Here is a 22,235-nt window from a genome sequence, read left to right on the forward strand (position 1 = left end):
GATGCCAGCGAGTTGCCGTATTGCTTACAATGAAAAAAAAGCAGGAGGGTGTCCCATGAGCGAAGAGCAGCGTAAGGCGATATTGAACAAAGTCAAAGAAGGTACACTTACAATAGATGAAGCACTCGTATTGCTCGAATCTGAGCATCGGTCTGAAAAGCAGCAGCAGGAGCCATCATTTCAGGAAAAGCCATTTGATGAACCAGTGAAACCAAAAGCGGCGGATGCTCCGAAAGAAGCAGATTCTCCAAAAGAAGAAGAGCGGTTTTTGTCCCCTCATGTTCATATTGTTGAGGATGAGGATGAGCCTCGCTCGCATCATTCTTCAAAAAAAATGAGATGGTCTGATTATTTTGGAGAAGCCGTTGGTAAAATTCGTAACCTGGATTTGGATCTTAATTTTGGATCTTACGAAGAAGTTCACCATACGTTCCTGTATCATGATACGGCCTTACATGAATTTGACGTGTACTTGTATAATGGCGATTTTGAAGTTGTGCCAACGACGTCTGATGAAGTTCGAATTGAATGTCATGCGCGTGTGTACAATGTGACCTATAAAGAACAGGCAAAGCAGCAATTTATGAAGCAAACGCGTGTCGACTTTGAGGATGGACGTTTTACGTTCCGGCTTGAGGAAAAAACGATCAAAGCCGATTGTAAGGTGTACATTCCTTCTCATAAGCTAGATCGTATTTCAATAAAATTGTTTAACGGTGCTTTAAAAGGGAACAATATCGCTAGTAAAACCGCCTACTTTAAAAGTACGAATGGTGGAATAAGTCAAACCCAGATGGCATTTGATAACGTGGAAGTTGAAACCGTCAATGGCCATATTCATATGGAGGGACAGTCGGACTCGATTGATCTAGAAACAGTAAATGGAACAATCTTGGCTCGTGGAGCTTTTCAACGTGTCGTGTCGTCCAGCTTCCACGGAAACATTTCCGTAGCATTAGAAAATGAAGCGGAACATTTGAAGATCAATACGACGAGTGGCTCAATCGATATTCGACTGCCTGAGCATGTAGCCGTTACGGGGAAACTGCATTCAACGTTTGGAGATTTGAATGTGAACCTGCCGGAGGTTCGTGTTCTTGAGGATGTAAAGGAAGTTGTTAAGAAACGACTTGCCTTTGAAAAGGGAAACTCACCTACCCCGATGCTGCTTGTGGCGACGGCAAGGACAGGTGGAGTGACTGTCCACACCATAGATAAGGAACGTACTGTTTAACACGAGGCGGGTAAGGAGGAAAATGGATGAGATGGCTAGTGCAATGGCTTGTGACGGCCTGCATACTGTTGGCAATGTCCAGTCTACTTAACGGAATTGAAGTTGCCTCGCTTGGTGCTGCATTATTGGCCAGTTTCCTTCTTTCCATATTAAACTTGGTCGTCAAACCAATTCTCGTCATTTTAACATTGCCTGTCACGATCTTGACTTTAGGTTTGTTTTTATTGGTCATCAATGGCGCGACGCTTTATTTGACAGCGGCTATTATGGGAGACGCATTTGTGCTTAGCAACTTTGTCATGGCCCTTTTTGCGGCACTCCTCATTTCGATAGCGAACCTATTTATTCAAGATTCACTGCAAGCTGTGAAAAAATAAGGGCATTGTGGGCAGAAGGGACAAAGCCAAGATGAACGGGGCTCGATGGTAGATCGAGTTCTCGCTCGTCTTTTTTTGTATAAACACATACGATTAAAGCAATTTCTATGGCTTTCGTTTCATGGGGAATATAAAACGACATATCAAATCCTAAGAAAGAAGGGTATATGACTACTTATAAATCGGATAATTCGGGGCAAATTGTTGACCAAGTTATACCAGATCACTTGGAAATGGCTATTACACAAGTTTATGAACCTATTGGAATGTCAGTGACGAAGAAGGCGATTCGAGAACAAGAAAGTGCTGCGTATGGTGCTTGTCGTCTTGAACTTGAAGGAAAAGGGATCGTTTTTCGTGAAGCAAAGACAACACCAACGAAAATAGGTCAGTTTGTCACAGTATGGAAACGTCCTATCGATATCATTATCCCATTTGATAGCACTGATTCTGTAGATTATGTCGTTATAGGTGTAAGTGATTTTCATAACCATGGCCAGTTTGTGTTGGATAAAACAGTACTCATCGAGAAGGGAATTATGTCTCACAATAGCAAAAAAGGAAAGACGGCCTTCCGTGTCTATCCACCGTGGACGAAACCCGTAAACAAGCAGGCAGTGAAAACACAACAATGGCAACTCCGTTATTTTTATGCTTTTGGACCCCATGGAACAATTGACAAAGAAACGATACGTAAACTGTTTCATCTTTAATCTCAACTTTCGCACCTTACATTTGGTAGACACGCTTAGATATAGATGGATAAATCTGCAATTCATTGTTGGGGTTGCTTTCTATACAAGTTGCCATAAGCTCGCTTTCACCCTAAAGGGTACAAGTGCATCATCGATTCGAAAGTACCTCATCTGATTTTTTTGCCGCTGGGCGAACTGCGAGCCTCCTCGGCACTTCGTGCGCAGTGTGGTCTCGCTGGAGTCTCGCTAGTAGCTGCTTTTAATGATCCGCATTTATGATTTAATCACAGTTAAAAAAAGACTCTTTAGTAGAAGTCAGCTTCTTTACTGTAAGACGATCTTTTAGAAATACAGGATGTGAGCATCGACACCATTCTATTTACTGAATTCAACATGCGTTGTTTTGGAGAGGTCAATTGATCTATCTCACCTTGCTTCCACTCAAGCACAGCAAGCGTTGAAGTTGAATTCACACTGCGCGAGTTTTCTAAACATAAGTCCACCGCTGCATCAATACTGCACTCGGTGATGTAACTTTGCATGAAACGATGCACTTGCTTGTCTTGTTTGTTAAAGCAAATCGATTCAACTCGCTTTTCCGTTTTCTCCGTTAACGAGAGCAATAAAAAAAACAATGTACGCAGAAGCAAACGTCAGCGTAGTCAAATACGTAGACTCCTGCGGGAACAGCGCGAGCTGAAGATCCCGCAGGAAAGCTTGCTTTCCGAGGAAGCTGAAGCCGTGCCCGCGGAAAGCGAAGTATTTTGACGAAGCGGGCACCTTGTTTCTTCTCAAGCACAACCCAGCGTTGAAGGTAATTTTTGAATTAGTCAAAACTGTTCTATAGATTTGAAACCGCTATAAATGATTGAACCTATTGTTTTTTTACAAGCATGCCGAGAGAACCAACCACCATATAGATACCCTTTCATGAAATTGCGGAGGCGTCATCGCCATGCTACAATAAAGTGAGATTTTTGGAAGAAACCATTTAGAAATAGTATGAGCGAAGAAGGGATGGATGGGAATGCCTAAAGTCCGTACGAAGGACCTAATCGAAAAGTTTCAGCTTGAGCTCGTCAGTGGAGAAGAGGGTATTGACCGCCCCATCGTAACAAGTGATATTTCCCGACCAGGTTTGGAAATGGCGGGGTATTTTGCACATTATCCAGCAGAACGCTTACAGCTGCTTGGAAAAACAGAGCTCAGTTTTTACAATGGCCTCGATGATCAAGAAAAGCGTATTCGCATGCAAAAGCTTTGTACAGATATAACCCCAGGCATCATTGTGTCGAGAGAAATGGATATTCCCGAAGAACTGATTGAAGCATCCAAAAAAGATGATGTGCCTATTATGCGCTCTCCGGCTAAAACGACGCGTTTGTCTAGCCGATTAACAAATTTCTTGGAGAGTAAACTTGCACCATCGACCGCCATTCATGGTGTGCTTGTCGATTTGTACGGTGTTGGCGTTTTAATTATTGGTAAAAGTGGTGTTGGTAAAAGTGAAACGGCTCTTGAGCTTGTAAAGCGTGGCCATCGCCTTGTAGCCGATGATTGTGTTGAAATACGCCAAGAAGACGATGATGTGCTGATTGGCAATTCACCCGACCTGATTCAGCATTTGCTTGAAATACGTGGTCTAGGCATTATTAACGTGATGACGTTGTTTGGGGCAGGCGCCATTCGCAATTATAAAAAAATATCTATCGTCATTAATCTAGAGCTTTGGGATCAGAAGAAAGTATATGATCGTCTAGGGCTAGAAGAGGAAACGATGCGCATTATCGATATTGATTTGCCGCGTTTAACGATTCCTGTGCGCCCTGGGCGGAACTTAGCTGTTATTATCGAAGTCGCTGCTATGAACTTTAGACTAAAACGTATGGGTGTAAATGCGGCAGAGCAATTCTCGGCAAAGTTGACCGATGTCATTGATGACTCGGTGCATGAGGACCATTAAACGTCGCTACGTAGGTCCTGTAGGTTGGGATACATATTAGGAGGAAATAAAATGTTGTATGCAATAGAGCCGTTAAATCCGATTGCTGTGCAGCTCGGTCCTTTATCGATTCATTGGTATGGGATCATCATTGCCTTAGGAGCCATTCTAGGGCTTTGGATTGCCACCCGTGAATCGGTGCGTCATGGGTTGGATAAAAATGTGTTTTCTGATTTATTGCTGTACGCGATCCCAATTGCTATTCTTTCGGCGCGAGCGTATTATGTCATCTTTGAGTGGGGCTATTATTCCCAACATCCTGAGCAAATTATTGCAATTTGGCAAGGGGGAATCGCGATTCATGGTGCCTTAATAGGTTCCGTCATTACGGCGGTTGTTTTTTGTAGGAAGCGCGGGATTTCATTTTGGAAGCTCGCTGATATTGCAGCGCCATCCATTATTCTCGGTCAGGCCATCGGACGCTGGGGAAACTTTATGAACCAAGAAGCGCACGGAGGAGAAGTGACCCGTTCCTTTTTAGAAGGTCTTTACTTGCCAGATTGGATTATTAACCAAATGTACATTGACGGCATGTACTATCATCCGACATTTTTGTATGAATCCGTATGGAATATCGCCGGGTTTGCACTTCTGTTGCTGTTAAGAAAAGTGAATTTAAAGCGCGGTGAACTATTTCTCTCTTATATTATTTGGTATTCATTCGGACGTTTCTTTATTGAAGCAATGAGAACCGATTCGCTATTTATCGTCGCCAATTTACGCACAGCACAAGTGATTTCCATCGTTCTTATCATACTCGCCATCGTTCTCTGGGTGTACCGTCGTATGACGAATCGTGCGAATGTGCGTTATTTAGATGATGTAAAGAGGTGAAGCGCTTGAAACAATCCATAAAAAAAGGATTGATTGCTGGTGCCTCGACGACCTGGTCGTTAGGAAAAGTTATTTTTCCAGTCACATTGCTCGTGACCATTTTACAATTTACACCAGCGCTTGACTGGGCGGTCACCTTTGTTGCCCCACTTATGGGCTGGATAGGACTCTCAGGTGAGGCGGCGATTCCGTTACTTGTTGGTCAATTTTTGAATTTATATGCCGCCATTGGTGCGATTATCTCCTTAAGTCTTTCCGTTAAAGAAGTGTTTATCCTTGCAGTGATGCTCTCTTTTTCGCATAATCTGCTGATAGAATCGGCCGTGGCGTCAAAGGTTGGCATTAAAATATGGGTCGTGTTAGTCGTGCGGATCGGTTTGGCCCTTATCTCAGCATTTGTCATAAATCTTGCGTGGTCAGGGGGCAGTCAGCAAGCAAAGCCGCTTGGTGGTGTAGATGTCTTACATACAGAAGCCGTCAATGGCTGGTGGGACATTATACTTATGGCTTTGCAGGCTGCATTTATGGGTGTTGTGCAATTAGCGCTCATTGTTATTCCACTAATGATCGGTATTCAATTGCTGAAGGATTATGGATGGGTGCACCGGTTTTCAAAATGGATGGCTCCGGTGACGAAGGCATTAGGCATGTCACCAAATACTTCGACGACCTTGGCATCAGGGCTCGTCTTTGGTCTTGCCTTTGGATCAGCTGTCATGATTCAAGCAGCTAAGGAAGATGGCGTGTCGAAAAAAGATTTGTATCTTGCGTTTATCTTTTTAGTGGCGTGTCATGCTGTTATTGAAGATACACTAATTTTTATTCCCCTTGGGATTCCGGTTTGGCCGTTGCTTCTCATTCGATTGCTCACAGCTATCGTGTTAACAATGGTCGTTGCTTTCGTTTGGAATCGAACGACGCCCGCTCCTAAAAGAAAGGAAATGTCGTATGAGCATTAAAACGTTTTTGTTTGATCTTGATGGAACATTAATAAATACAAACGACTTAATCATTGCGTCGTTTATGCATACGCTTGAGCGTTACTATCCTGGGCAATACACAGAGAAGGATGTGCTTGATTTTATGGGTCCGCCTCTAGTGGATAGTTTTAAAGCGCTGGATGGTGAGCGTTACGAGGAAATGGTGCAAACGTACAGAACACATAATCTAGATCATCACGATACTTTAGTGACCCCTTTTGTAGGTGTGAAAGAGGCTGTCATCGCTCTTCACGAAAAAGGTGTTCAGTTAGCAGTCGTGACTACAAAGATGAAGGAAACAGCTATAAGAGGGTTAAGACTTATGGGTTTAGAAGAATATTTTTCAGTCGTTATCGCACTTGATGACGTCACGAATGCAAAGCCAGATCCAGAACCAGTGCTAAAAGCCATGGAAGCACTTGGTGCAACAACTGACGAAACGATTATGGTCGGAGACAATATGCACGATATAGAATCGGGTAAACGGGCAGGCGTTAAAACCGCTTGTGTGTCTTGGACGATAAAAGATCAAACCTACTTAAAATCGTATGCGCCGGATTATTGGCTTGAGGACATGTCAGAGCTCGTCCCGTTGGCAGATTAAGATGGGAAGAAAGACGACGCGGTATCCTGTCAAAACGGCAAACTCCTTGTGGCATGTTTACAAAACCATCCCATTTTGGAAGGTCATGAAAAATTTTATTTTTATCCAACTCGGTCGCTATATACCGATATTGCCGTTGAAAGCTTGGTTGTACCGAACGTTTTTGCGCATGGACATTGGCGATCAAACGGCCTTCGCCTTAATGGTAATGCTTGATATTATGTACCCGGAACGCATTCGCGTTGGTCGCAATTGTGTCATTGGCTACAACACGACCATTCTAGTACATGAATACTTAATTACTGAATACCGTCTTGGGGATGTTGTAATCGGGAACAATGTCATGATCGGTGCCAATTCAACCATTCTGCCTGGCGTCACAATTGGTGATGACGCCATAGTGTCAGCCGGTACACTAGTACATAAGGATGTGCCAGCAGGAGCTTTTGTCGGAGGAAACCCAATGCAAATCATTTCATTAAATAAGAATGAGTAAAAAGGCCGGCACCCGCCGGCCTTTTTTAACTTGCTAAATGTTACAACTATAAAACTCAACAAAAAGGGAATTCAGTCGATAGAACTGAAAGAATCAACTCTAATTCGACAGAAACAAAAATAGTCACTCGCGAGAAAAGCGAAGGTCGTCCCACTTGCATCAAAAATCAGCACAAATCTGTGTTTTTACATCCATAGGGGGTGGTAAGGTGAATCAAGCTCATATAGATTTGCAAGTCATCAACCGATTAAAATGGTCATTTGTAACGCTCATTATTATTGGGGGGAGTGTAGCACTCTTTTTCTTGCTGTTGCAGCGGCCCGTTCCTAACGACGGTTTATACCTTTGTGGCTTATGGGGAGTGGCAACGCTCTCTACGGCAGCAGGGTGGATATATTCAGTGCGCCATAAAAAGTCATCTTGAACAGAGGTTAAAAACCAGCAGCTATCCCCTTGACACTGAAATTGGGAAACGATAGACTTAAATCACTTCATCTTGATAGTGTATTAGCGAACTAAAGCGTTTGGAGGGATAAAATGGCCTCACTATTTATGTTTGAAAAACCGTTAGGCATGAGAGACTCCTTGCCTTCCTTATATGAAAAAAAACGTACGATTCGAGAATCGCTTGCCACGACGATACGGTCTTGGGGGTATCGTTATTTGCAAACCCCAACTTTAGAATACTACGAGACTGTTGGGGCGGAATCGGCCATTTCAGATCCACAGCTGTTTAAGCTCTTGGATCAGCAAGGCCATACGCTCGTGCTTCGTCCCGATATGACAGCACCGATTGCAAGAATTGCTGCATCTCGATTTCAGCAAACGCAGTATCCGTTACGACTCGCTTACGATGGGAATGTGTTTAGGGCACAGGAGCGAGAAGGAGGCAAACCAGCTGAATTTGAGCAGGTCGGCATTGAACTCATTGGTGACGGAAGTGTAAGTGCCGATGCTGAAGTGCTGTCTCTTATGGTGGAAAGCCTTCATCAAGCAGGTGTCAAAGAGTTTACAGTAGCTGTCGGTCATGTCGGTTTTCTAAATGGTCTTTTTGAAGAAATCGTTGGCAAACGACATGCCGCAGGAAAGCTTCTTCAGCTTCTGTACGAAAAAAACTTTGTTGGGTATAAAGAAGCCGTTGACGCTCTCAGTTGTTCCGTAGAAGACAAAGAAAAGCTGACCCGAATTTTGACATTGCGTTCAGCCGAGGATTGGTTTTCAGCGGCCGCGGCTCTGTCGACAAATGGGAAAGCAATAAACGCTCTCAGGGAACTGCAAACCTTGATGCAATACGTCAAAGACGACGGATTAGACGCCTATGTCAAAGTGGATGTGAGCCTAGTGTCGCACATGAGCTACTACACAGGAATCTTGTTTGAAGGCTATGCAAGAGATATCGGTTCCGTGCTTTGTAATGGTGGAAGATACAATGACTTAATGGGGAAATTTGAACGAGACACGCAGGCGACAGGGTTTGGTATACGTCTTGATCGCTTAGCTGCTGTTTCTGAGCTCGTTTCCAATGAACCTTTACCTATAATCATATTGTTTTCACCAAGTCAACGAAAAGAAGCAATACAAAAAGCGCGAGCTCTTCGAAATGAGGGCAAACATGTCATCGTTCAAGAGCAATCATCTTTAGAGAACATTGACGATATCGCAGACCAAGCTTGTGAAGTGCTGGACTATACGGATGGAAAGAAGGAGGGGTAAGATGCGTCAGCTCACCATTGCTATGCCAAAAGGCAGGATTTTTGAAGAAGCCTTGGATATGTTGCGAACGGCCTCCTACAATGTCCCGCCATCCTTCGATTTGTCGAGGAAATTGCTCGCAGAGGTAAAGGAAGAAGGGCTAACGTTTATCCTTGCAAAGCCATCGGATGTGCCGGTTTATGTTGAGCACGGTGTGGCGGACGTTGGCATTGCCGGTAAAGACGTGCTTTTGGAAGAGGATCGAAATGTGTATGAAGTCCTTGATTTAGGGATTAGCCGCTGTCATCTCTCTGTTGCAGGGCTTCCGGGGGCAGAGCCTGATCCATTCGCACCAAAAGTGGCCACGAAATACCCCCGTATTGCTTCGGATTATTTTCGTGAGCAAGGCGAACAGGTAGAAATTATCAAACTCAATGGATCCATCGAGTTGGCTCCTATGATCGGTCTAGCAGAAAGGATTGTCGATATCGTCTCAACGGGGAAAACGCTAAAAGAAAATGGCCTTGTCGAGCTCGAAACCATCCGCAGCATTACTTCTAGGCTCATTGTGAACCCTGTCAGCTATCGATTGAAGGACGAGGCTGTACGGCAATTAACTGAAAGGCTTCAGCTCGTCGTTCAGGGAGGGGATGGACTATGATTCAACCGAAGAACATGTCTTTGACGACCATGCCCCAGCAAAAAAGAACTGAGACGACGAATCGTGAGATTGATCGCCAAGTGCTAGAGATTGTATCTCGCGTCCGTGGAGAAGGAGATGCGGCTCTTATCGCATTGACAGAAGCCTTTGACAAGGTGGCATTGGACGCTACACAGTTGCGTTGCACAAAAGAGGAGCTTGACTTCGGCACTTCTTCTCTATCAGACGCTTTGAAGAATGTCTTGCAAAACGCAGCTGACAACATTCGTTCCTTTCATGAAAAAGCGATGCCTCGTAACTGGTTTTCAACGAATGAACAGGGCAGTGTGCTAGGTCAAAGACAGACGCCAGTCGATTCAGTAGGGATTTATGTGCCTTCGGGGAGCGCACCATTGGCTTCAACCGTGCTCATGACCGCCATTCCCGCAAAGGTTGCTGGGGTGAAAAACATCGTTGTTGTAACGCCTCCAGAAGCCGATGGCACCATCCATCAAGGCATCTTAGCGGCTTGTGCCATCGCTGGCGTGGATGAGGTCTACAAAATTGGAGGGGCGCAAGCTGTAGCTGCATTAGCCTACGGGACTGCGACCGTTCCAAAAGTGGATAAAATTGTCGGACCAGGAAACGTTTATGTTGCCACGGCGAAGCGGCATGTTTATGGAGACGTCGACATTGACATGATCGCAGGACCAAGTGAGATTGTCGTTGTGGCAGATGAAGGCGCTTCTCCGCGTGTGATTGCGGCTGATTTATTGTCTCAGGCGGAGCATGACCCGATGGCCTCTAGTGTGTTGCTGACTTCATCAATGGAATTGGCAACGGAGGTATCCAGCGAACTGGAAAGGCAATTAGCTGACCTTCCAAGAGCGGCGATTGCAAGAAAATCGCTAGAATCCTATGGCGGTTTATACGTGTTTCCAAGTCTTGAGGAAGCCATAAGTGCGGTCAATGTGCTGGCTCCTGAACACTTGGAGCTACAGGTTGCCGAGCCTTATGCATACCTCGATCAGATTCGTCATGCGGGAGCCATTTTTATTGGCGCGTATAGCGCAGAGAGCGTTGGCGATTATTTTGCTGGTCCTAGCCATGTGTTGCCAACAAACGGCACGGCACGTTTTTCGAGTCCCTTATCCGTGGAGGATTTCTTAAAGCGAACGAGCATCATTCATTATAGCCGCCAAGCACTTCAGGAGAATGCCAGTAGTATTGCCGCATTTGCCAGACTTGAAGAGCTGGAGGCCCATGCCAGAGCAATTGAGATACGAATGGAGGAAGATCAATGAGCACCCGAATTGGTTCAGTTGAAAGAGAAACGAAAGAAACATCGATCGCATTGCAGCTAGGCCTCGATGGCGAAGGAAAAGCAGACATTAACGTCAATGTCCCGTTTGTTGCCCATATGCTCGATCTGTTTGCAAAGCATGGTCATTTTGATTTAACGATAAATGCTAAAGGGGATGTGGAGATTGATGATCACCACACCACAGAGGATCTTGGTATTTGCCTAGGTGTCGCGCTGAAGGAAGCGTTAGGAACGAAAGAAGGGATTCGTCGTTATGGGCAAGCATGGGTGCCGATGGATGATGCGTTAGCGCAGGTCGTCATTGATTTGAGCAATCGACCGCATTTGGAATTTAGTGCGGAGATGCCTTCACAAAAAGTGGGGACCTTTGATACGGAGCTTGTCTATGAATTCCTTTCGAAGCTTGCTATTGAAGCGCGTATGAATCTTCATGTGATTGTTCACTACGGCCACAATACACATCATATCATTGAAGCTATTTTCAAGGCGCTGGCTCGAGCGCTCGATGAAGCGACGTCAATTGACCCAAGAGTTAAGGGTGTCCCTTCCACGAAAGGAATGCTTTAAAATGATCGGTATTGTCGATTATGGCATGGGGAACCTGTTTAGTGTCAGCAAAGCACTTGAGCGCCTTGGGTATGACTATGTCGTTTCATCGGCCAAGGAAGACCTTGCGAAAACCGATGGCTTGCTCCTGCCAGGCGTCGGTGCGTTCAAAGACGCCATGGTCGCATTGCGTGAGAATGGCATGGATCAATTCTTAAAGGAAGAAGTAGCAAACGGCAAACCGCTCTTTGGCATCTGTCTAGGCATGCAGCTCTTATTTGAAGCGAGTGAAGAAAAAGGAGAAACGAAAGGCCTTGGTTTGCTCACTGGACGTGCCATTCGCTTCTCAGGGCGCTCAGAGGAAGGGCACTCGTATAAGGTGCCTCATATGGGATGGAATCAGCTCGTCTTTACGCAACCCCAAGCGCCTTTATTGCACGATGTTCAAGATGGGTACGTGTATTTTGTGCATTCGTATTATATAGCAGATACGGAGGACGATGAAGTTTGGGCTACGGCTTCTTATGAAGAAACGGTTCCTGCCGTCGTAGGAAAAGGGAATGTGATGGGGGCTCAATTTCACCCGGAAAAGAGTGGTCCAACAGGAATGGCGATTCTTAAACGATTTGCTGAACAGACAAGCAGAGGAGGAGTTTGATGAGCACTCCATTTACGATCTACCCTGCCATTGATATTCTAAAAGGAAAATGTGTTCGATTATATCAAGGCGATTATGCTAAAGAAACAGTGTATGGCGATTCTCCTGCTCAAATGGCAGGTCAATTTGCGAACGCAGGCGCTTCCTGGGTACATATGGTTGATCTTGATGGAGCAAAAGAAGGGAAGCCAGTAAACAACGAAGCGATTCTTGCTGCAGCTGCGACGTCTGGTGCACAGGTACAGGTTGGTGGCGGCATACGTACTGAAGAGGACATTGACATGTACTTATCAGGTGGAGTTGCGCGTGTTATTCTTGGTTCAATAGCGGTAAAAGATCCGGTGTTCACAAAGAAAATGCTAAGTAAATATGGGGATCAAATCGTCATTGGCATAGATGCGCGGAATGGATTGGTGGCCACACAAGGATGGCTGGAGACCTCTGAAGTGACAGCCGAAGAGTTAGGAAAAACACTCGCTGAGGCAGGAGCCACGACCTTTATTTACACGGATATTTCCAAAGATGGAACGTTGACCGGTCCAAATACAAGCGGCATTGTCGCTTTAGCAAAGGAAACTGGGGTTGAGGTGATCGCCTCAGGTGGTGTAAGCTGTTTAGACGATGTGAAGGAGCTACAACGCTTTGTTTCTGACGGGGTTGGCGGTGTCATTATTGGAAAAGCGATTTATGATGGTCGCTTCAAGCTAGAGGAAGCTTTGGATGTGACTGCAACATGATTACAAAACGAATTATCCCGTGTTTGGATGTAAAGGATGGTCGCGTCGTCAAAGGCGTTCAGTTTGTTGAGCTTCGAGATGCTGGGGATCCCGTAGAGCTCGCCCGCTTTTACAACGAGCAGGGGGCTGACGAGCTTGTGTTTTTGGACATTTCCGCCTCACATGAAGGACGAGAAACCATGGCGGATGTCGTTCAACAGGTGGCCGCAACCTTGGCCATCCCCTTTACCGTTGGCGGAGGCATCAATACGTTAGAAGATATGAAAAAGATCTTACGCGCTGGTGCCGATAAGGTGTCTGTGAACACAGCAGCCCTTTTAAGACCAGAGCTCATTAATGAAGGATCAGATTACTTTGGTGCACAGTGTATCGTGACGGCGATCGATGCCAGGTATGAACAAGATGAAGATGACTTTTTTGTCTACACTCATGGGGGCAGGAAGCCTACTGGAAAACGGGCACTCGATTGGGCAAGGGAAGTTGAGCGTCGAGGAGCTGGAGAAATTCTTTTAACAAGCATGGACGCAGACGGATCGAAAGCGGGCTTTCACCTTGACCTAACAGCATCTATTGGAGAAGCTGTAGGAATTCCTGTAATTGCTTCTGGAGGAGCAGGGAAAGCTGAGGATTTTTTTGATGTTTTCTCGAAGGCTAATGCAGATGCTGCCCTCGCTGCGTCTATTTTTCATTACAAGGAAACATCTGTTGAGGAAGTGAAAGATTACCTGCGACAAAAAGGAGTGCATGTCCGATGAATAGTAATGAGCTGACTTTTGATGAGCAAGGGCTCCTGCCTGCGATTGTACAGGATGCAAAGACGTTAGAGGTGCTGACGCTTGCTTACATGAATAAAGAGTCATTGCAAAAGTCATTAGACACTGGTGAAACCTGGTTTTATTCCCGTTCACGCAAAGAACTTTGGCATAAGGGAGCGACATCAGGAAACACACAAGTTATCCAAGAGATTCGCTATGATTGTGATCAAGACGCCTTGGTCGTCAAAGTAGTGCCAGCAGGACCAGCGTGTCATACAGGGACTCGATCATGCTTTACGCAGTCTCTCTTTACGAAAGAGAATGCGGTTCAATCGGCTAGTGATGTGTTCACAGAATTAGAAGAAACGATTGCGAAGCGATTCGATGAAATGCCAGAAGGCGCTTATACCACCTACTTATTTGAGCAGGGTGTGGATAAAATCTTGAAAAAGGTTGGCGAAGAATCGGCAGAAGTCATTATTGCCGCGAAAAATCGCGATGCAAAAGAATTGTCGATGGAAGCCGGCGACCTTCTGTATCACTTGCTCGTGTTACTAAAGGAACAACAGCTCCCCTTGCAAGACGTATTAGACGTGCTGCGAGAGCGACAAGCGAAATAACCTTTTAGGCTGGAAGATAGAATCTATCATGATAAAGACCCGAACGATTCATTGAATTCGTTGGGGTCTTTGTTTATGTTTTTCGAAAGCTTCGTCAAAATACTTCGGGGTTGTCTCAAAAGCCTCTTAAAAGTAGAAAACCTCGAGACATTTGAACAGATGGAGTGGCGATTGATTTTATGCAGAGTCAGAAGATTAGCGTAGTCAAAATACGTAGACTCCTGCGGGAACAGCACGAGCTGAAGATCCCGCAGGAAAGCGATTTTTTGCTTTCCGAGGAAGCTGAAGCCGTGCCCGGCGGCATAGAAAACACGAGGAGGTCTTCTCGAGTCGATGTTGCACTTGTACCCTTTAGGGTGCAAGCGAAGTATTTTGATGAAGCGGTTTAATTCTATTACCAGAAAAAAATCTTGAAATTATTCTCATAAGGTCATTTTTTGACCTTATGGGACAGCCCCGAGCGTATGGCAGCTTGCCTGTAACAAGTCACCTTATTACTTAATATTCTTGCGGTTATTTTCTTGAACCCTGTCCCCTCTAACCTGGAAAGATAAGGGCACGGATAGAACATGTATCGAATTAAGCTGGAGTATGATATACTTTTCTATCGGACCCCTGGTTCATAGTCAGTCGTCAATCGTTAGAGAAAAAGAAGGGAGAGGCGTATGTATGTCGGATGTAACGTATGTGGAAAACTCACAACCTATGGAAACAACCGGAACAATTCTACCCTTTCATGCAAGCGGTAAAACCTTATTTAATATTGCAAGCAAAGCGATGCGCTTAGCAAACATACATAAAGCGGAACGGTACTTGCGCCTCGCATGTAAACGCGAACCACAAGAAACCTTTTATCAGTCACAGCTTGCGATGTGCCTATCAGAGCTAGGGAAATACAGCGACTCTAATAAAGTGCTGTTAGAGCTCTTGCAGGTCTCAAAGCAAGGGATGGAAGAAGCGTATTTTCTATTGGCAAACAACTATGCCCATCTTGGACAGTTTGATGAGGCGTTGAAATATACAAAAACCTATTTAGCAATAAGTCCTGTTGGAGAGTTTAGTGAAGATGCACAGGATCTTCTCGATGTGCTAGATGAGGATGAGCTAGAATTTAATGAAGATCCACTTGTGACGAGTCAAGAGGAAGCGAAGGAACTGCTCGCGAAGGGACGGTTCAAGGAAGCTGAGGAGAGTTTTCTTGAAATCATTTCCACGTACCCTTCCTTCTGGGCTGCGCACAATAACCTTGCCCTTGCGTTATTTTATCAAGGACAAAGTCGAGCTGCCTTTAAGCGCCTAGACACCGTACTCGAAAAAAATCCGGGGAATCTTCACGCCATATGCAATCTCGCCGTATTCTATAAGCATCTAGGAAAGCAGCAAAAGCTTCAGGAAAGCCTATGGCAGCTTCGCAATGTGTACCCTATGACAAGCGATTATCAATATAAGATTGGTGCGACATTGGCGATGCTTGGAGACTATCAAACTGGCTTTTACTGGCTAAATCATTTGTATTCACGGCACTTTGAAGGGGATGCCTTATTTTATCATTGGCTATCATTGAGTGCTTACTATACGGGCCGAAACTCCTTTGCACACAGTGTTTGGAAACTCGCTAAACGTATTGATCCATCCCTAAGTGACGCGGAGCAGCCTTGGGAAGCGCAGCATACTCAGGAACACAAAGGGCATATGGATCAGTATCAGGGAGAATTACTTAGTGGATTAAAGCATGAGGATTTGCCTGAGTGGCAGCTGTTTTGCGTCTATATGCTTAATCGTGAGGCAACCGTTGAACACCTGAACTTAGAGCAGTATCCTCTTCATCCTGTTGCGGAAAAGCTTCATGTCATGTTGAAGGAGAACGTTTTTGAGAACAGTGCGTTTTCAAAACGTGATCAGCTCATGCTCAGTGTCGCCCATTTATTTGAAGAACGTTTTTCGAATGGTCAACAAGATAGTGCCATGCTGCTGCACGATGTGCTTGCTCAATGGTTCCAATGGTATGTTTTAATTCGCGATTCAAAAACCCGTCGCGTGTCTGCACAGGTTTGGGCAGCAGCGGTTGAGGTGACAGCTGAAACTGGGCTTTCTGTTAAAGACGCGTGCACGTATTATGACGTGCCAGCTCAGACGCTAAAGAGTTATTTAACGACTATGCAAGAATGGAAAGAGCAACAGCTCCAGGGAGCAGAACATTAGACGTTATTGAGAAAAAATCGTATGATAACAGAGCATAGATCATTTGAATGTACGATGTTATTTTGTTGTGTTACAGATGGGAGGAAAGACAGACAATGACTGAAGAAAAAGTGTACGACGTCATCATTATTGGTGCAGGACCTGCGGGCATGACAGCAGCGGTTTATACATCTAGAGCAAACATGTCAACATTGATGATTGAAAGAGGTATTCCAGGCGGGCAAATGGCGAATACCGAAGACGTGGAAAACTATCCAGGATACGACCATATTCTCGGTCCTGACTTGTCGACAAAAATGTTCGAACACGCGAAGAAATTCGGTGCCGAATACGCCTATGGCGATATAAAAGAAATTACAGACCACAAAGAATATAAGCTCATTCAGGCTGGGTCGAAACAATACAAAGCAAAGTCAATTATTATTGCGACGGGAGCTCATTACAAAAAGCTTGGTGTGGTAGGTGAAGATACGTATAGCGGACGTGGGGTTTCTTACTGCGCGGTATGTGATGGTGCTTTCTTTAAAGACAAGGAATTATACGTTATTGGTGGTGGGGATTCAGCTTGTGAAGAGGGTGTGTACCTCACGCGCTTTGCGTCTAAGGTGACCATTGTACACCGCAGAGATAAACTTCGCGCGCAACCGATCCTTCAAAAAAGAGCTATGGAAAACGAGAAAATCGATTTTATTTGGAACCACAACGTAAAAGAAATTCATGGGACAGACGGCAAAGTGTCTGCCATTGAATTGTCGCAAGTGGAGACAGGTGAATCAGAGACGTTACCAGCAGAAGGTGTATTTGTTTATATTGGTATGCTGCCGCTAAGTGACCCGTTTGTTTCATTAGGCATCACAAATGAAGAAGGCTATATTCCGACAAATGAACAAATGGAAACAAGCATTCCAGGAATTTTTGCTGCTGGAGACATCCGTGAAAAGACACTCCGTCAAATTGTCACTGCGACTGGAGACGGGAGCATTGCCGCGCAAGCAGCACAAGGTTTTGTTGAAACATTAGAAGAAGAGAGCAAATCCAAAGAAGAGATTGTTTAACATTCGCACAATCTCTTAACATAATGTTATTCTCATTTAAACGTTGTGTAACACGCCTGAAACATCTGTGGGGTATACTATCAATATAAATTGACCCCCTTTTTTAACATACATGGTGTGGTGCGGATCCCCGTCCGCGCCCTTTTTTTGTTTAGATGTAGCTATTTTCTAGGCGTTCAAGCTTCTTGAAGAATTGAGGCGGGCTTAAAAACATAGTATACTTTGAAGAGAAAAACATGCAGCGTAGAAAAGAGGTGTCGTATGCAACGTGTCACGAATTGTGTTGTCCTACATGAAAATCATCTCCTTCTTCTTCAGAAGCCACGTCGCGGTTGGTGGGTAGCTCCTGGTGGGAAGATGGAGCCAGGCGAGTCTGTTAGAGATACAGTCCGTCGTGAGGTACGCGAAGAAACAGGAGTTTATGTGAAAAACCCAGAACTAAAAGGGGTTTTTACTTTTACGATGAAACAGGCAGATGCCGAAGCATCTGAATGGATGATGTTCACCTTTTTGGCGACTCAATTTGACGGTGAAGCCCTTCAAAAGTCAGAGGAAGGTATCTTACAATGGCATCCTCGTGAGACAATAGCCACGTTACCGATGGCTCCTGGTGATTATCATATTATTGATTACGTGACACAAGGAAGTGGCGTCATCTATGGCACCTTTACGTATACACCGGATTTTCAATTAATTTCATATCGTATTGATCCTTCGTGAGCATACATGTCTTAGGAAAAGAAGTGCCTTCTTTTTACATTACTCAATCCATTTGGAAGGCAAGGAGGAGAAACACATATGGTTTCAGCTCAACAACAGCTCGTTATTATTACCGGCATGTCAGGTGCCGGTAAATCAGTCGCAATGCGGAGCTTTGAAGACATGGGCTACTATTGCGTGGACAACCTGCCACCAGCACTATTGCCCAAGTTTTTTGAGCTTATTGAAGAATCGAGTTCAAAAATGACAAAAGCAGCCCTTGTCATGGACTTGAGAGGTCGAGAGTTTTTTGATCAGCTTTTTGAGGTTCTTGACAAATTCGATAAGGAAAACAGCATCCATCCGACGATTCTATACTTAGATGCCAAAAGCCAGGTGCTCGTTTCTAGGTACAAGGAGACGCGGCGATCACACCCACTTGCGGCGAACCGTTCTCCATTGGTCGGCATTGAGATGGAGCGTAAAATGCTTGAAGAGCTAAAGGGAAGGGCGCAGCAGATCATCGACACAACCAATCTTTCTCCACGTCAGCTTCGGGAGACCATTTTGGATCAATTTTTGCAGCACAAAGATGATTTGTTTACGATGAACATTGTATCCTTCGGGTTTAAATATGGCATTCCAATTGATGCTGACCTCGTATTTGATGTGCGTTTTTTGCCCAACCCCCACTACATCGAGAGTATGCGACCAAAGACAGGGATGGATGATGAGGTGTCTTCTTACGTGCTTAAATTTGCTGAAACACAGGCGTTTATTGAAAAGCTAACGGACTTATTGCACTTTATGCTTCCGTACTATAAACGCGAGGGAAAGAGTCAGCTTATTCTAGCCATAGGCTGTACGGGAGGCCAGCATAGATCGGTCACGCTCGCCGAATACATTGGCAATCATTTTGATAATGAGTATAAAGTACGTGTCAATCATCGTGATGCGCACAAGCGAAAAGCAGGGACGATTTAAATGAATACAGAAACACGTTTGCCAAGGGTTGTCGCCATTGGTGGAGGAACAGGTTTGTCTGTCCTGTTACGAGGCCTAAAGGTGTTCCCTGTTGATTTAACAGCCGTCGTTACGGTTGCAGATGATGGTGGAAGCTCAGGCGCATTACGACATGAGCTTAATATTCCACCGCCAGGCGATATACGTAATGTCATTGCTGCAATGTCGGAGGTTGAGCCCCTAATTGAAGGGTTGTTTCAGCATCGATTTCAAGGAAGCTCTCTCTCAGGCCATGCTTTAGGGAATTTACTGCTCGCTGCAATGACGTCTTTAACAGGTGATTTTACCACTGCGATTGCTGAAATGAGTAAAGTCCTTAAGGTGAAAGGGAAAATCCTTCCTGCATGTAATGAGAGCGTGGCATTAAAGGCGATGATGGAAGATGGCAGCATGGTTGAAGGAGAGTCTGCCATTGCGAGAGAAGGCAAACGAATCCATCGATTATTTTACGATCGTCAGGATGTACAGCCTCTCCCCGACACCCTTCAGGCCATCGAAGAGGCGGATCTTATTGTTATTGGACCTGGAAGCTTATATACGAGCATCATGCCGAATTTAATTGTCCCTGGCGTCTCAGAAGCGATTGAAAAAGCGAGTGCGCAAAAGGTGTATGTATGCAACGTCATGACCCAGTTCGGTGAAACGACAGGGTATACAGCGAGTGATCATTTGCGTGCAATTGTGAATCATATGAACAACAATAGCATTAATACTATCATCGTCAATGAAGAAATGGTTCCTGCCGTATCTCTGCAAAAATATGCAGAAGAGGACGCGGTACCGGTAATGTTTGATGAAGCATTGCTTACGTCAATGGGTGTTCAATTAATTAAAGGCAACTTTATTGATATTACATCAGGAATGGTTCGCCATGATACAACGCAAATTGCTGGTATTTTATATGATTTGGCTTCAAAAGGGGCTAAAGAGCAGTACCAAAGGCAAAACTGAGCGAGAATGGATCATCAAACGCAGACGGTAGAAGGGGGGCGTAGAGATGTCCTTTGCATCAACGATAAAAAAAGAACTAACGCAATGGGTGGCAGATCCATGCTGTGAAATGTCGGAGTTATCTGCTCTGATTCGTATGAATGGCTCGGTGTCCTTATCAAAGCAACAAATGATTTTAGACATACAAACAGAAAATGCCGCCATCGCCAGACGAATCTATACGCTGTTAAAAAAAGCGTATGAAATAAACGTCCGTTTGCTTGTACGAAAAAAAATGCGTCTTAAAAAAAACAATGTGTACATCGTTCGACTGGAAGAGCAGGCAACACACATTTTATCTGATCTACGCATTCTTAGTGAAAACCGCACGTTTGAGCATTCAATATCTGCTGAGTATCTTGAGAGAGACTGCTGTCGAAAAGCCTATTTAAGAGGCGCGTTTTTAGCAGGTGGCTCTGTAAACAATCCAGAGACATCATCGTATCATTTAGAAATTTTTTCTCAATACGAGGTGCATAACACGGCATTGATGAAGCTTTTAAATTGCTATCATTTAAATGCAAAGTCATTAGAAAGAAAAAAGGGTTTTATCGTCTATTTAAAAGAAGGCGAAAAAATATCTGACTTCCTCACTGTGATAGGAGCTCATCAGGCCATGCTGCACTTTGAAGATGTCCGCATTGTTCGTGATATGCGAAATTCGGTCAATCGTCTCGTTAATTGTGAAACAGCGAACTTGAACAAAACGATTGGTGCTGCTTTGCGACAGGTTGAAAACATTCATTTCATTGAAAGGACTGTTGGTCTGGATGCCTTACCTGATAAGCTTAGAGAGATTGCTGAGCTTCGAGTGAAGTATCAAGAGGTTTCTTTGAAGGAACTTGGTGAGATGACGTCGAATGGAAACATAAGCAAGTCTGGCATTAATCACAGATTAAAGAAAATAGATGATTTTGCCGAAAAACTAAGACGAGGGCAATTGCCCGAAAGAGTGTGACCACATAAATAGTAGACAGTGCTATTGTCTGTAAAGAATGTCATGTTTTTTAATGAGGCGGCGACCGGTCGAAAAATGAAACATTTTTTCTTCCGGTTGCATATATCTTAAATATAAAAGCGCTTTCAATAAAGGGGAGGAATTACATTGACACAACAACAAGTTACGGTGCAATTAAAAACAGGACTGCGTGCTCGCCCGGCAGCGATATTTGTTCAAGAAGCCAATCGGTTCATTGCTGATGTGTATTTGCAAAAAGGATCGAAGAAAGTAAATGCGAAAAGCATTATGGGGTTAATGAGCTTAGCCGTTGGCGCTGATCAGGAAGTCACCATTTCAGCAGAAGGCAGAGATGAAAAGGAAGCGGTTGAGGCGCTTGTCTCGTTTGTACAAAAAGAAGATGTGGCTTAAATATTTTTAAGCAAAAAAAAAGCGACTGGGAACCCAGTCGCTTTTTTAAATAGATGAGGCAACTTCATTGTCGCTTCATCCTATTTCTACTTTTATTTACGTGACATCACTGAGTCAATTATGCCATACTCTACGGCAGTTTCTGCAGTCATGAAGTTGTCACGATCTGTATCACGTTGAATGGTTTCGATCGGCTGTCCTGTACGTTCAGCAAGGATTTCATTGAGCTTTTCGCGCATTTGTATAATACGTCTTGCATGAATTTCAATGTCTGACGCCTGACCTTGTGTTCCGCCAAGCGGTTGGTGAATCATCACTTCACTATTTGGAAGTGCATAGCGCTTGCCTTTCGTTCCAGCTGCAAGCAAGAAGGCTCCCATTGATGCCGCCATGCCAGTACAGATGGTCGACACATCAGGCTTGATGAATTGCATCGTATCATAAATGGCCATTCCTGCTGTAATTGAACCCCCAGGGGAGTTAATGTAAATGGAGATGTCTTTTTCTGCATCTTCGGCTTGCAAAAATAGAAGCTGAGCGACGATTGAGTTTGACACATTGTCGTCAATGCCACTTCCGAGCATAATAATACGGTCTTTTAATAATCGAGAGTAAATGTCATATGCACGTTCACCGCGGTTGGTTTGTTCAATGACTGTTGGAATAAGATTCATTAACGATTCCTCCTAAAGTTACTTAAATA

25 protein-coding genes are annotated in these 22,235 nt (G+C 44.5%); 24 read left to right on the top strand and 1 reads right to left on the bottom strand.

Going from position 1 to position 22,235, the window contains the following annotated elements; all coding sequences use genetic code 11:
- The first annotated feature begins 55 nt into the window (after window positions 1–55).
- The 24 genes from EV213_RS15440 (at window position 56) to EV213_RS15555 (ending at window position 21,532) form a co-directional block, all read left to right on the top strand.
- Window positions 56–1,234, top strand: coding sequence for a DUF4097 family beta strand repeat-containing protein (locus EV213_RS15440; protein WP_166639352.1), 1,179 nt, complete (start codon window positions 56–58; stop codon window positions 1,232–1,234).
- 26 nt (window positions 1,235–1,260) lie between these two features.
- Window positions 1,261–1,611 (top strand): phage holin family protein, encoded by a 351-nt coding sequence (locus EV213_RS15445; protein WP_133581463.1) that lies wholly within the window; start codon window positions 1,261–1,263, stop codon window positions 1,609–1,611.
- Window positions 1,612–1,778: 167 nt separating this feature from the next.
- Window positions 1,779–2,324 (top strand): MepB family protein, encoded by a 546-nt coding sequence (locus EV213_RS15450; RefSeq protein ID WP_166639353.1) that lies wholly within the window; start codon window positions 1,779–1,781, stop codon window positions 2,322–2,324.
- A 1,009-nt stretch (window positions 2,325–3,333) separates the two neighbouring features.
- Window positions 3,334–4,269, top strand: coding sequence for an HPr(Ser) kinase/phosphatase (gene hprK / locus EV213_RS15455; RefSeq protein ID WP_133581464.1), 936 nt, complete (start codon window positions 3,334–3,336; stop codon window positions 4,267–4,269).
- Window positions 4,270–4,320: 51 nt separating this feature from the next.
- Complete coding sequence (gene lgt / locus EV213_RS15460) at window positions 4,321–5,142, top strand: prolipoprotein diacylglyceryl transferase (RefSeq protein ID WP_133581465.1); 822 nt, start codon at window positions 4,321–4,323, stop codon at window positions 5,140–5,142.
- 5 nt (window positions 5,143–5,147) lie between these two features.
- On the top strand, window positions 5,148–6,101 hold the full coding sequence (locus EV213_RS15465) for a nucleoside recognition domain-containing protein (RefSeq protein ID WP_133581466.1): 954 nt from the start codon (window positions 5,148–5,150) through the stop codon (window positions 6,099–6,101).
- Window positions 6,091–6,726, top strand: a complete 636-nt coding sequence (gene ppaX, locus EV213_RS15470; RefSeq protein ID WP_133581467.1) for a pyrophosphatase PpaX — start codon at window positions 6,091–6,093, stop codon at window positions 6,724–6,726. Before EV213_RS15465 ends, ppaX begins: the two co-directional genes overlap by 11 nt.
- 1 nt (window position 6,727) lies before the next feature.
- A complete protein-coding gene (locus EV213_RS15475; protein WP_133581468.1) occupies window positions 6,728–7,222 on the top strand; it encodes an acyltransferase in 495 nt (164 codons plus the stop codon).
- A gap of 208 nt (window positions 7,223–7,430) precedes the next feature.
- Complete coding sequence (locus EV213_RS15480; protein ID WP_133581469.1) at window positions 7,431–7,646, top strand: hypothetical protein; 216 nt, start codon at window positions 7,431–7,433, stop codon at window positions 7,644–7,646.
- A gap of 113 nt (window positions 7,647–7,759) precedes the next feature.
- Window positions 7,760–8,935 carry an ATP phosphoribosyltransferase regulatory subunit gene (locus EV213_RS15485; RefSeq protein ID WP_133581470.1) on the top strand — a complete coding sequence of 392 codons (1,176 nt, stop codon included), beginning with the start codon at window positions 7,760–7,762 and terminating at the stop codon, window positions 8,933–8,935.
- Window position 8,936: 1 nt separating this feature from the next.
- Window positions 8,937–9,575 carry an ATP phosphoribosyltransferase gene (hisG, locus tag EV213_RS15490; protein ID WP_133581471.1) on the top strand — a complete coding sequence of 213 codons (639 nt, stop codon included), beginning with the start codon at window positions 8,937–8,939 and terminating at the stop codon, window positions 9,573–9,575.
- Window positions 9,572–10,858: a histidinol dehydrogenase gene (gene hisD / locus EV213_RS15495; RefSeq protein WP_243740206.1), complete on the top strand. Its 1,287-nt coding sequence runs from the start codon at window positions 9,572–9,574 to the stop codon at window positions 10,856–10,858. Before hisG ends, hisD begins: the two co-directional genes overlap by 4 nt.
- Complete coding sequence (gene hisB / locus EV213_RS15500) at window positions 10,855–11,445, top strand: imidazoleglycerol-phosphate dehydratase HisB (protein WP_133581472.1); 591 nt, start codon at window positions 10,855–10,857, stop codon at window positions 11,443–11,445. Before hisD ends, hisB begins: the two co-directional genes overlap by 4 nt.
- A gap of 1 nt (window position 11,446) precedes the next feature.
- Window positions 11,447–12,082, top strand: a complete 636-nt coding sequence (gene hisH / locus EV213_RS15505) for an imidazole glycerol phosphate synthase subunit HisH (RefSeq protein WP_133581473.1) — start codon at window positions 11,447–11,449, stop codon at window positions 12,080–12,082.
- Window positions 12,082–12,819 carry a 1-(5-phosphoribosyl)-5-[(5-phosphoribosylamino)methylideneamino]imidazole-4-carboxamide isomerase gene (gene hisA / locus EV213_RS15510; RefSeq protein ID WP_133581474.1) on the top strand — a complete coding sequence of 246 codons (738 nt, stop codon included), beginning with the start codon at window positions 12,082–12,084 and terminating at the stop codon, window positions 12,817–12,819. Before hisH ends, hisA begins: the two co-directional genes overlap by 1 nt.
- Window positions 12,816–13,574, top strand: a complete 759-nt coding sequence (gene hisF / locus EV213_RS15515; RefSeq protein ID WP_133581475.1) for an imidazole glycerol phosphate synthase subunit HisF — start codon at window positions 12,816–12,818, stop codon at window positions 13,572–13,574. The genes hisA and hisF overlap by 4 nt, the downstream gene beginning before the upstream one ends.
- Window positions 13,571–14,194 (top strand): bifunctional phosphoribosyl-AMP cyclohydrolase/phosphoribosyl-ATP diphosphatase HisIE, encoded by a 624-nt coding sequence (gene hisIE, locus EV213_RS15520; RefSeq protein WP_133581476.1) that lies wholly within the window; start codon window positions 13,571–13,573, stop codon window positions 14,192–14,194. Before hisF ends, hisIE begins: the two co-directional genes overlap by 4 nt.
- Before the next feature lie 669 nt (window positions 14,195–14,863).
- The gene (locus EV213_RS15525) at window positions 14,864–16,396 is read left to right on the top strand and encodes a tetratricopeptide repeat protein (protein ID WP_166639354.1); all 1,533 of its coding nucleotides are present in this window, start codon (window positions 14,864–14,866) and stop codon (window positions 16,394–16,396) included.
- A 95-nt stretch (window positions 16,397–16,491) separates the two neighbouring features.
- Window positions 16,492–17,451 (top strand): thioredoxin-disulfide reductase, encoded by a 960-nt coding sequence (trxB, locus tag EV213_RS15530; protein WP_133581478.1) that lies wholly within the window; start codon window positions 16,492–16,494, stop codon window positions 17,449–17,451.
- A 261-nt stretch (window positions 17,452–17,712) separates the two neighbouring features.
- On the top strand, window positions 17,713–18,171 hold the full coding sequence (locus tag EV213_RS15535) for an NUDIX hydrolase (RefSeq protein ID WP_133581479.1): 459 nt from the start codon (window positions 17,713–17,715) through the stop codon (window positions 18,169–18,171).
- A 78-nt stretch (window positions 18,172–18,249) separates the two neighbouring features.
- Window positions 18,250–19,134 (top strand): RNase adapter RapZ, encoded by an 885-nt coding sequence (gene rapZ / locus EV213_RS15540; RefSeq protein WP_133581480.1) that lies wholly within the window; start codon window positions 18,250–18,252, stop codon window positions 19,132–19,134.
- The gene (locus EV213_RS15545; RefSeq protein ID WP_133581481.1) at window positions 19,135–20,124 is read left to right on the top strand and encodes a gluconeogenesis factor YvcK family protein; all 990 of its coding nucleotides are present in this window, start codon (window positions 19,135–19,137) and stop codon (window positions 20,122–20,124) included. It begins immediately after the preceding gene.
- Between the two features lie 46 nt (window positions 20,125–20,170).
- Window positions 20,171–21,121, top strand: a complete 951-nt coding sequence (gene whiA / locus EV213_RS15550; protein ID WP_133581482.1) for a DNA-binding protein WhiA — start codon at window positions 20,171–20,173, stop codon at window positions 21,119–21,121.
- 147 nt (window positions 21,122–21,268) lie between these two features.
- Entirely contained in the window at window positions 21,269–21,532 is a 264-nt protein-coding gene (locus EV213_RS15555) for an HPr family phosphocarrier protein (RefSeq protein WP_133581483.1), read from the top strand.
- A gap of 92 nt (window positions 21,533–21,624) precedes the next feature.
- Here the strand turns inward: EV213_RS15555 and clpP are convergent, their stop codons facing one another.
- Window positions 21,625–22,206: an ATP-dependent Clp endopeptidase proteolytic subunit ClpP gene (gene clpP, locus EV213_RS15560; RefSeq protein ID WP_133581484.1), complete on the bottom strand. Its 582-nt coding sequence runs from the start codon at window positions 22,204–22,206 to the stop codon at window positions 21,625–21,627.
- Between the last annotated feature and the right edge of the window lie 29 nt (window positions 22,207–22,235).

Source organism: Aureibacillus halotolerans (assembly GCF_004363045.1).
Lineage (GTDB): Bacteria > Bacillota > Bacilli > Bacillales > DSM-28697 > Aureibacillus > Aureibacillus halotolerans.